Below are 10,008 nucleotides of genomic sequence, written 5' to 3'. Positions count from 1 at the left end.
CACGGGCACTCCAGCGCCGCCGCCACCGCCACCGCCGAGGTGTCCGAGCCGCCCCGCCCCAGGGTGGTGATCCGCCCCTCCCGGGTGACGCCCTGGAAGCCCGGCACCACGGCGATCTCGCCCCGGTCGAGGGCCGCGCCCAGCACCTCGCCGGGGACCTCCTCGATCCGGGCCCGGCCGTGGGCGTCGTCGGTCAGGATCGGAATCTGCCAGCCCATCCAGCTGCGCGCGTTCAGGCCCATGTTGCGCAGGGTCAGCGCCAGAAGCCCCGAGGTCACCTGTTCGCCGGAGGCGACGACGACGTCATACTCGTCGTCCGACATCTCGACGCCCGGTCCCGGGCGCCCGGCCCCGTCCGTCCAGGCGACCAGTTCATTGGTCTTGCCCGCCATGGCCGAGACCACCACCGCCACCTTCCTGCCGTTCGCCGCCTCGGCCGCGACGATGCGCGCGGCGCGGCGGATGCGCTCGAGGTCGCCCATCGAGGTGCCGCCGAACTTCATCACCAGTCGGTCGGAACCTGGCCGGCTCGGGTCTGGCCGCGTCATCGTGGCGTAGCGCTCCGTCTTGCAAGGAGAACCGTGCGGGTTCATCCCTCGGCCCATGGTCGCTTCTAACGACACGGTATCGGCGCGCAAACCCCAAACCGGGGACGAGTCCGACGATCGTGCGGCCGGTCCGTCGATCGACCCCGCCGATGTGGCGCGGTTTTCGGCCCAGGCCGCCGAATGGTGGGACGCCCGCGGCCCGTTCGCGCCGTTGCACCGGTTCAACCCCGCCCGGCTCGCCTTCGTCCGGGATCGGGCCGCCGATCGCTTCGGACGCGATATCCGCGAGCGCGCGCCTTTCGCCGGCCTGACCCTGCTCGACGTGGGCTGCGGCGGCGGGCTGGTGGCCGAGCCGATGCGCCGCCTGGGCTTCGCCGTGACCGCGATCGACGCCTCGTCCGAAAACATCGGGACGGCCCGGGTCCACGCCGGGCAGCAGGGTCTCGACATCGATTATCGCGCCGCCACGGTCGAACAGCTGGAGGCCGCCGGGGCCGGGCCGTTCGACGTGGTGCTGACCCTCGAGGTGATCGAGCACGTCGCCGACCCCGAGGCCTTCGTGCGCGCCTGCGCCCGACGGGTGAGGCCCGGCGGCATGATGGTCGTCGCCACCCTGAACCGCACGTTGAAATCCCTCGCCCTCGGCAAGATCGCGGCGGAATATCTGCTGCGCTGGGTGCCGCCGGGGACGCACGACTGGCGCCGGTTCCTCCAGCCGGACGAGATCCGGCTGATGCTGTCAGGAGAGCCGCTGGCGGTCTCCGGACCCTGGGGCCTCGCCTATGATCCGCTGGCCGACCGGTGGAGCGTCGGCGACGACGCCGGCGTCAACTACATGATGGTCGCGACCCGCGACTGAGCCGGTCCGGCGGCCCCCGCCCAAGAGGCCTCAGTTCAGCTTGGCCGGGTCGGGCGGGACGGGCGGCAGGGGGGCGCAGGGCACCCCGTCGTCCTTCAGCTTGCGCACCTCGGCCGGGGTGGCCTCGCCATAGATCTCGCGCTTCTCCGCGCGCCCCTCATGGATGTCTCGGGCCTCGCGGGCGAAGGCGTCGCCGACATAGTCGAAATTCCGCTCGACGTGGCTGCGGACCTCGCGGGCCACCTGCATCATCATGGTCTGCATCTTCGCGAGGTCCGGCCCCGGAGCGGAATTGCGCGTTCCGGCCACGGCCGGCGCCATGATCTGCTTGCTCACCCCGTGCGAGCCGCAGACGGGGCATTCGACCAGCCCCCGCGCGGCCTGGTCGTCATAGTCCGACGAGGCCCCGAACCAGGCCTCGAAGCCGTGGCCGCCGTCGCACTGGAGCGCATAGCGGATCATGTCGGCAGGTTCGCGGGAGGGGCGAATTCGCGGTCGTGGGTCAGCTGCGGCACGGCGTCGCGGGCCCGCGTCACCGCCTCGAGATCGAGGGTCGCGAACAGCACCCCGGGCTCGTCGTGGTCCAGTTTCGCCACCACCTCGCCCCAGGGGGAGACCACCGTCGAACGCCCCCAGGTGCGACGGCCGTCCTCGTGCAGCCCGGCCTGCGCCGGCGCCAGCACATAGCAGCCCGTCTCTATGGCGCGGGCCCGCAGCAGCGTCTCCCAGTGCGCCTCGCCGGTCGGCACGGTGAAGGCGGCGGGCACGGCGATCATCGCCGCCCCGGCCCGGGCCAGGGCCCGGTGCAGCTGGGGAAAGCGCAGGTCGTAGCAGATGCTCAGCCCCAGCCGGCCCCACGGCGTATCGGCGACCACCGCCGCGTCGCCGGGCCGGATCGAGGCGCTCTCGCGCCAGCGCTCGCCGGTCGGCAGGTCGACGTCATAGACGTGCAGCTTGTCGTAGCTGGCGACCACGCCGCCGCGGTCGTCGATCAGCAGCGAGCGGTTGGCCGCCCGGTCGTCGCCCGCCCGCCCCGACCTGACGATGGCCGAGCCGATCAGCAGCCAGACGCCGAGGCCGCGGGCGAGATCGCGCAGCCCGAGCACCACTCCGTCCCCGTCCTGGGTCTCCAGCACCCGGTCGCGCGCGGCGCGGTCCTGGATCAGGAAATTGGTCGCCTCGGGAGTCAGGATCAGCTTGGCCCCGCCGGCCGCCGCCTCGCGGATCAGCGGCGCGACATGGGCCAGGGCGGCCTCCGGGCGGGCGGGCGTCCGGGTCTGGATCAGGGCGATGGGCAGGGTGGTCATCCGGCCTCGAGCAATGCGTCGAGCTCGCCCTTCCGGTCAAGCGCGTACAGGTCGTCCGAACCGCCCACATGGCGCCCGTCGATGAAGATCTGCGGGAAGGTCATGCGGCCGTTGGAGCGCTGGATCATCTCCCGCTTCCTGGCCGGATCGTTGGAGGCGACGATTTCGGCGTAGTCGACGCCCTTGCCGTCGAGCAGGGCCTTGGCGGCGTCGCAATAGCCGCAGCCGGGTTTGGTGTAGATGAGGACGTCGGCCAAGGGGGTCTCCAGACTCTGTGGCGGCTATGTAGGCTGTGGCGGCTATGTAGGCATTTCCCGCGCGGTCCGCACCCGGGCGACGACCGCCAGATCGACGGCGCGGGCGCCGGCCTCGATCAGCGCCCGGGCGCAGGCCTCGGCGGTGGCGCCCGTGGTCAACACGTCGTCGACCAGAAGGATGCGCCGGCCCCGGATCCGGCGCCGTCCGCCCTCCGTCGCCGCGAAGGCCGTGCGGACATTGAGCCGACGTCCGCGCGCCGACTTGCCGCCCTGGCTGGTGGTATGGGTCCGCCGCACCAGGGCGTCGGGCAGATAGTCGAGGCCGGCGCCGCGGGCCAGCGGCCGGGCGATCTCGGCGGCCTGGTTGAAGCGGCGGGACAGCAGCCGCAAACGGTGCAGCGGCACCGGCGCCACCGCGTCCGCCTCGGCCAGCAACGGGGCCGCCGAGCGGCTCAGCCAGAGGGCGAACAGCCGCGCGAACGGCTGATGGTCGCCGTGCTTGAACCTGAGGATCAGCCCGCGCGACGCCTCGTCATAGACGCAGGCGGCCCGGGCCCGGTCGAAGGCGTAGGGCCGGGCCAGGCAGGCGGCGCAGCGCGGCGAGGCGAAGACGCCGCCATCCATTTCGAAGGCGGCGCCGCAGCCGTCGCAGACCGGGTCCTCCAGGAACACCACCCGCGCCCAGGCGTCCGCCGTCAGCCCGGCCGAGGCGGTCGCCTGCGGACGGTCGTCGGCGAGCGGCGGCAGCAGCAGGTCGGCCGCTCCCCGCCCCAGCGCGCGCAGGCCGACGAGGACCCGTGAGCGGCCGGCTTCCAATCGCCCGCGCCAGGCCCCATCCTGATGACCCATGAGCGCCTCCCCCGGTCCCCCCGAGATCTTCGACAGCCAGCGCCGGATGGCGAAGCTGGCGCGCGGGGAGAAGAGTTTCGCCGCGGCCGACTTCCTGCATGCGCGCGCCGCCGAAAACGCGGTGAACAGCCTGGAAGTCATCCTGCGCGCCTTTGCGGACGCCGTCGACCTGTCGGCGCGCCCGGGGCCGTTCGCCCGCCTGCTGGCCGGCGGCCCGGCGGCCGGTCGCGTCGGTCCGGTGCGCACGGCGGGGGATCTGTCGGCGCGGGCCGCGCCCGGCGCCGCGCCGCTGGTCCTGCCCGACCAGTCGCAGGATCTGATCGTCTCGCTGATGAGCCTGCACTGGGCCAGCGACCTGCCCGGGGCCCTGGTCCAGATTCGCCGGGCCCTGAGGCCGGACGGGCTGTTCCTCGGGACGCTGCTGGGGGCCGGCACGCTGAAGGAGCTGCGCGCCGTCCTGACCCAGGCGGAGCTGGAGGTGCGCGGGGGGGCCCAGGCCCGGGTCTCGCCCTTCGCCGACGGTTTCGACGGGGCCGCCCTGCTGCAGCGGGCCGGGTTCGCCCTGCCGGTGGCGGACGTGGACCGGCTGACCGTGCGCTATCCGGACCTCCCTGCCCTGGTCCGCGACCTGCGGGCCATGGGCGAGACCAACGCCCTGGCGGGGCCGGTGCGTCCGCTCACCCGTGGTCTGCTGGCGCGGACGGCGGAGCTGTACGCCGAGCGCTTCGCCGAGGCCGACGGCCGCATCCCCGCGACCTTCGAGATCATCCACCTGGCCGGCTGGGCGCCGCACGAGAGCCAGCAGAAGCCCCTCGCGCCGGGCTCGGCGAAGGTCCGGCTGGCGGATGCGCTGGGCGTCAGGGAATGGACCGGCGACGAGGGCTGAGCCGCTCAGCCGGCGCCGATCGCCGTCGCCAGCCTGCCCATGGCCTCGTTGAACGTGCCCGTCCCGGCCCCGGCGAAGGCGGTGATGCCGGCGAGGGCGACGAGGAAGACCAGGGAAATGATCAGGCCGTATTCCAGCGCCGTGGCGCCGCTGTCATCGGCCAGGAACCGGGAGAACAGAGCACGCATGGCCCCCTCCTTCGGCGGCTAGAGCAGGTCGCGCAGCCAGGCGACCAGGGGTTCGTCGGCCGGAGGCATCGGATAGTCGGCCAGCCGCGCCGGCCGCACCCATTTCAGGGCCGCGTGCTCGCGGTTCCGAACCACCCCCGACCAGCGTCGGCACAGATATAGGGGCATGAGAAGGTGAAAGGAATCGTAAGCGTGGCTGGCGAACACGAACGGGGCCAGGCAGGCCGCCGTGACGTCGATGTCCAGCTCCTCCTTCAGCTCGCGGATCAGCGCCGCCTCGGGCCGCTCGCCCGGTTCGACCTTGCCGCCGGGGAATTCCCACAGCCCGGCCAGCTGCTTGCCCTGCGGCCGCTGGGCGATCAGCACCCGGCCGTCGGCGTCGATCAGGGCCACGGCGACGACGAGGACGGTGGGGAGACCGTCGCTCACGAGCGATAGTCGCCGTTGATCTCGACGTAACGCCGGGTCAGGTCGCAGGTCCAGACGGTCGCCGAGGCGCGGCCCGAGCCGACGTCGACGGTGATGTCGATCTCGGCGTTCTTCATATAGGCGCTCATCCTGGCCTCGTCGTAGGCGGGCGACACCGCCCCGTCGACGGCCGCGACATGGGGGCCGAAGCGGATCGCCAGCCGGTCGCGGTCGACCGGCTCCTCGGTCTTGCCCACGGCCATCACCACCCGGCCCCAGTTGGCGTCCTCGCCGGCGATGGCGGTCTTGACCAGGGGGCTTTCGGCGATCGACTTGGCCAGCCTGCGGGCCGAGGCCGGACTGGCCGCGCCGTCGACGGTGACCTTGACGAATTTGGCCGCCCCCTCGCCGTCGCGGACCAGCTGGTGGGCGAGATCCAGCATGACCCGGTCAAGAGCGGCCGAGAATTCCTTCAGCCGGCGGTCGCCGACCCGGCCGATGCGCGGGGCGCCGCTGGACCCCGTGGCGAACAGCAGACAGGTGTCGTTGGTCGAGGTGTCGCCGTCGACCGTCACGCTGTTGAAGGTGGTGCGCACGTGCAGGCCGAGCATGGCGCGCAGCACGTTCGGATGGATGTCGGCGTCGGTGACGATGAAGGCCAGCATGGTGGCCATGTCCGGCGCGATCATGCCCGATCCCTTGGCGACGCCGGCGATGCGGACCGGATGGCCCTCGATCTCGCACTCGGCGAAGGCCCCCTTCGGAAAGGTGTCGGTGGTCATGATCCCCTGACCGGCCTTCAGCCAGGCGTCGGCCGCCAGCCCCGCCTCGATGTCGTTCAGCCGGGCGGCGATCCTGCGGTCGTCCAGCACCACGCCGATGACCCCGGTCGAGGCCAGCATGACCTCGCGCTGGCGGCAGCCGAAGCGCTTGGCGACCTCGGAGGCGGTGCGGCGCGCCGCGTCGGCCCCGGCCTTGCCGGTGAAGGCGTTGGCGCAGCCGGCGTTGACCACCAGGGCCCGCACGTCGGAGCCGCCGCCCTCGGCGTCGAGGTGCCGCCGGCACCAGTCGACCGGCGCCGAGCCGACCTTGTGCCGCGTGAACACCCCGGCGCAGGTCGTGCCGCGGGCGAAGCGGAACACCACCAGGTCGTCACGCTCGTGCTTGTAGAAGCCGGCCCGGGCGGTGGCGATCTCGACGCCGGCGATCGGCGGAATCGCGGGAAAGGGCACGGCCAGGGGCGAGACCTGCAGACCCGGCTTGCCCGGCGCCGCCGGGGCGGGGCGGGCCGGGGCCGTCGCCCGCTTCAGCGCCGTGGCCAGCGGATCCAGCGCCTTTTCCAGCGCCTGTTCGATCTTCTGGCCGGCCGAGCCCCGGCCGGCGTCGGGGGCGCGGCTCATGGGGCCTTCGCGGGCGCGGCGGGGGACGCCGGGCGGGCCGGAGCGGACGGCGCCTTCGCGGCCGGGGCGACGCCGGCGGGCGGGTTCACCGGCGCGGAGGCGGGCTCCGGCGAGCGCGGGTCGCCGTTCAGCATGACCTCGACCTCGGCCTTGCCGCGCAGCTGCTCCAGCAGTTGCCTGACCCCCTCGTAGGTCAGGTAGCGGACGATCTGCGGCCGCGCCTGCTCGAGCGTGGGCGGCGTCTCGCGGCGGCGGTCCTCGACGCGCAGCACCGCCCAGCCGCCTTCGGTCTGGAACGGGCCGACGGTCGAGCCCGCGGGCTTGTCGCGCAGGGCGTTGGCGTAGGCCTCCGGCATCACGTCGAGCGTGCGGTAGCCCAGGTCGCCGCCCGAATAGCGGGTCGCGTCGTCGATGGAGCTCTGCGCGGCCACGGCCTCGAAGGCCGCGCCCTGGGCGAGGATGCCGACCACCGCCTCGGCTTCCTCGCGGGTGCGCGAGAGGATCAGGCGGCTGCGGATTTCCTCGGAGGTCTGGGCCAGCCGGAGTTGCTCCTGGTAGAGTTCCGCGACCTTGCGCTCGGTGATCTCGCCGTTGACCACGGTCTCGACCAGCATGTCGCCGAGGATGCGCTCGCGCGTCGCCGCCAGCCGCCGTTGCGCCAGGGCCGAGTTGTCGAGGCCGCGCCGCTCCGCCTCGCGGGCCAGCAGCTTCTGGTCGATGACCTCGTCGAGCACCCGGCGGAACAGGTCCGAGGTCGGGTCCAGCGGCTCGCCCTCGCCGACCAGCCCCTGCGCCACGGCCTCGCGCTTGACGTCGGACGTCCAGATGGTCTCGTCCTGGACCCGGGCGACGGCCCGGTCGCCGGGCTCCGGCGGCTGTTCGGAGCCGCCGCCCCGGCCGCAGCCGCCGACGCCGAGGACCAGCGCCAGCACCGCCGGGAGCAGGGCGCGGCCCAGATTGCGGGTCGTTATCAGGCTCATTTCGGGGCAGGCTCCGTCACGGGCGGAAAAGGCCCTCGCGTTGACAGGGATAAGGCCGGTGCTTAAGTCCCGCCTGCGCCCAAGTCGAGGGGTTTTCGATCGTTCGCGCGGCCCTCGCGCGCGCCTGAGCCAGGCGCGCCGGGCCGCCGCCGCCGAGGCCTCGGCGGCGTGTCGTCGTCGCTCCTTCGGGACCGTTTCAGTACCAGAGCCCCAGCCGCTCGCCCGCCTTCGGATCATTCATGCTCGGCATCGCCAAGAAGATTTTCGGCTCATCCAACGACCGCAAGGTCAAGGACTTCATGAGCCGGGTGCAGAAGATCAATGCGCTCGAGGGCAAGTTCGCCGCCCTGTCCGACGACGAGCTGCGCATGATGACCGACCGGTTCCGCGACCGCCTGGCGGCCGCCGAGCCCCTCGACAAACTGCTGGACGAGGCCTTCGCCGTGGTGCGCGAGGCCTCCAAGCGCGTCCTCGGCCAGCGCCAGTACGACGTCCAGCTGACCGGCGGGATGATCCTGCACGAGGGCGGCATCGCCGAGATGCGCACCGGCGAGGGCAAGACCCTGGTGGCCGTGGCCCCGGTCTATCTGAACGCCCTCAGCGGCAGGGGCGTCCACGTCATCACCGTCAACGACTATCTGGCCCGCCGCGACGCCGAATGGATGGGCCGCGTCTACCGCTTCCTCGGCATGGAGGTCGGGGTCATCGTCAACGGCCTGTCGCAGGGCCAGCGCCAGGCGGCCTACGCCGCCGACATCACCTACGGCACCAACAACGAGTTCGGCTTCGACTATCTGCGCGACAACCTGGTCTATGACCGGCGCGAGATGGTCCAGCGCCCGCACCATTTCGCCATCGTCGACGAGGTCGACTCCATCCTGATCGACGAGGCCCGCACCCCGCTGATCATCTCGGGCCCGACCGAGGACCGTTCGGACCTCTATCTGACCGTCGACGAGATCATCAAGGACCTGATCCAGGACAAGACCACCTTCGACCTCGACGAGAAGCAGCGCCAGGCCCTGCTTACCGAGGAGGGCTCCGAAAGGATCGAGGAGATCATGGAGGCGCGCGGCCTGTTCGCCGCCGACACCACCGGCCTGTACGACGCCGCCAACATCAGCCTGGTCCACCACATCAACCAGGCCCTGCGCGCCAACACGCTGTATCAAAAGGACAAGGACTACATCATCCGGGCCGGCGAGGTGATGCTCATCGACGAGTTCACCGGCCGGATGATGCAGGGCCGCCGCCTGTCCGAGGGCCTGCACCAGGCCATCGAGGCCAAGGAGGGCGTCAAGATCCAGCCCGAGAACCAGACCCTGGCCTCGGTCACCATCCAGAACTATTTCCGCCTCTACGAAAAACTGTCCGGCATGACCGGTACGGCCGCGACCGAGGCCCAGGAATTCCTCGACATCTACAAGATGGACGTCCTCGAGGTGCCGACCAACCGGCCGGTCAAGCGCATCGACCACGACGACGAGATCTTCCGCACCTCCGCCGAGAAGAACCAGGCCATCGCCGCCCTGATCGCGGAATGCCACGTCAGGGGCCAGCCCATCCTCGTCGGCACCGTCTCGATCGAGAAGTCCGAGACCCTGTCCGAACTGCTCAAGACCTTCGCGTACGAGGTCCCCGTCAAGACGCTCAAGCCGCAGCACCGGCACCTGCTCGACAAGGTCGCCAGCGACGACGAGAAGGTCCGCCGCGAGGCGAAGAAGGCCTACCAGGCGCTGAAGGACGAGGACTTCGACATCGAGGTCAGGACCGGCACGGGCATTCCGCACAGCGTCCTCAACGCCCGCCAGCACGAGCAGGAAGCCTATATCGTCGCCGAGGCGGGCCTGCCCGGCGTGGTGACCATCGCCACCAACATGGCCGGCCGCGGCACCGACATCCAGCTCGGCGGCAACCTCGAGATGAAGCTCCAGAAATGGCGCCTCGAGCAGCGCAATCTCGGCGTCGAGGTCACGCCGGAGATGGAGGCCGCCATCGAGGCGGAGTTCAGGGCCGAGATCGCCGTCCAGAAGGCGAAGTCGCTGGCCGCCGGCGGCCTGTTCGTGCTCGGCACCGAGCGCCATGAGAGCCGCCGCATCGACAACCAGCTGCGTGGCCGCACCGGCCGCCAGGGCGACCCGGGCACGTCGAAATTCTTCCTGTCCTGCGAGGACGACCTGCTGCGCATCTTCGCCGGCGACCGCCTCGACGCCATCATGCGCAGCTTCGGCGTGGCCGAGGGCGAGGCCATCAGCCACCCGTGGCTGAACCGCGCCGTCGAGACCGCCCAGAAGCGGGTCGAGACCCGCAACTACGACATCCGCAA

Annotated in this window: 11 protein-coding genes and 1 pseudogene; 3 read left to right on the top strand and 9 right to left on the bottom strand. The window is 71.7% G+C overall.

The features are described from left to right. Positions 1-548, bottom strand: a pseudogene (locus tag Q0588_RS03235) (aspartate kinase); the annotation flags it as partial. 55 nt (positions 549-603) lie between these two features. On the opposite strand from Q0588_RS03235, the gene ubiG reads away from it, so the two are divergent. Next, positions 604-1,407, top strand: coding sequence for a bifunctional 2-polyprenyl-6-hydroxyphenol methylase/3-demethylubiquinol 3-O-methyltransferase UbiG (gene ubiG / locus Q0588_RS03230; protein ID WP_298743727.1), 804 nt, complete (start codon positions 604-606; stop codon positions 1,405-1,407). Between the two features lie 30 nt (positions 1,408-1,437). On the opposite strand, the gene Q0588_RS03225 is transcribed toward ubiG, so the two are convergent. The 4 genes from Q0588_RS03225 to Q0588_RS03210 are packed head-to-tail and all read right to left on the bottom strand — an operon-like array spanning position 1,438 to position 3,820. After that, positions 1,438-1,869 (bottom strand): DUF1178 family protein, encoded by a 432-nt coding sequence (locus Q0588_RS03225; RefSeq protein WP_298743726.1) that lies wholly within the window; start codon positions 1,867-1,869, stop codon positions 1,438-1,440. Further along, entirely contained in the window at positions 1,866-2,714 is an 849-nt protein-coding gene (locus tag Q0588_RS03220) for a carbon-nitrogen hydrolase family protein (protein ID WP_298743725.1), read from the bottom strand. Before Q0588_RS03220 ends, Q0588_RS03225 begins: the two co-directional genes overlap by 4 nt. Continuing rightward, entirely contained in the window at positions 2,711-2,971 is a 261-nt protein-coding gene (gene grxC / locus Q0588_RS03215) for a glutaredoxin 3 (RefSeq protein ID WP_298743723.1), read from the bottom strand. Before grxC ends, Q0588_RS03220 begins: the two co-directional genes overlap by 4 nt. Before the next feature lie 42 nt (positions 2,972-3,013). Then, complete coding sequence (locus Q0588_RS03210) at positions 3,014-3,820, bottom strand: ComF family protein (protein ID WP_298743721.1); 807 nt, start codon at positions 3,818-3,820, stop codon at positions 3,014-3,016. Here Q0588_RS03210 and Q0588_RS03205 point away from each other — a divergent pair. Next, complete coding sequence (locus Q0588_RS03205) at positions 3,819-4,706, top strand: methyltransferase domain-containing protein (protein WP_298743719.1); 888 nt, start codon at positions 3,819-3,821, stop codon at positions 4,704-4,706. The genes Q0588_RS03210 and Q0588_RS03205 overlap by 2 nt on opposite strands. 5 nt (positions 4,707-4,711) lie before the next feature. Here the strand turns inward: Q0588_RS03205 and Q0588_RS03200 are convergent, their stop codons facing one another. The 4 genes from Q0588_RS03200 to Q0588_RS03185 are packed head-to-tail and all read right to left on the bottom strand — an operon-like array spanning position 4,712 to position 7,682. Continuing rightward, a complete protein-coding gene (locus Q0588_RS03200) occupies positions 4,712-4,894 on the bottom strand; it encodes a Flp family type IVb pilin (protein WP_298743717.1) in 183 nt (60 codons plus the stop codon). 18 nt (positions 4,895-4,912) lie between these two features. Continuing rightward, positions 4,913-5,323 carry a (deoxy)nucleoside triphosphate pyrophosphohydrolase gene (locus Q0588_RS03195; protein ID WP_298743715.1) on the bottom strand — a complete coding sequence of 137 codons (411 nt, stop codon included), beginning with the start codon at positions 5,321-5,323 and terminating at the stop codon, positions 4,913-4,915. Further along, a complete protein-coding gene (gene argJ / locus Q0588_RS03190) occupies positions 5,320-6,702 on the bottom strand; it encodes a bifunctional glutamate N-acetyltransferase/amino-acid acetyltransferase ArgJ (protein ID WP_298743713.1) in 1,383 nt (460 codons plus the stop codon). The genes Q0588_RS03195 and argJ overlap by 4 nt, the downstream gene beginning before the upstream one ends. Further along, positions 6,699-7,682 (bottom strand): peptidyl-prolyl cis-trans isomerase, encoded by a 984-nt coding sequence (locus tag Q0588_RS03185; protein ID WP_298743710.1) that lies wholly within the window; start codon positions 7,680-7,682, stop codon positions 6,699-6,701. Before Q0588_RS03185 ends, argJ begins: the two co-directional genes overlap by 4 nt. Before the next feature lie 239 nt (positions 7,683-7,921). Here Q0588_RS03185 and secA point away from each other — a divergent pair. Continuing rightward, positions 7,922-10,008 (top strand): preprotein translocase subunit SecA (gene secA, locus Q0588_RS03180; protein ID WP_298743708.1); only part of this gene is annotated, 2,087 nt, incomplete at its 3' end.

The sequence above is a fragment of the uncultured Brevundimonas sp. genome (genome assembly GCF_937870815.1).
GTDB lineage: Bacteria > Pseudomonadota > Alphaproteobacteria > Caulobacterales > Caulobacteraceae > Brevundimonas.
Note: the sequence above shows the minus strand (reverse complement) of the source record. Positions and strands in the feature narration are given on the sequence as shown.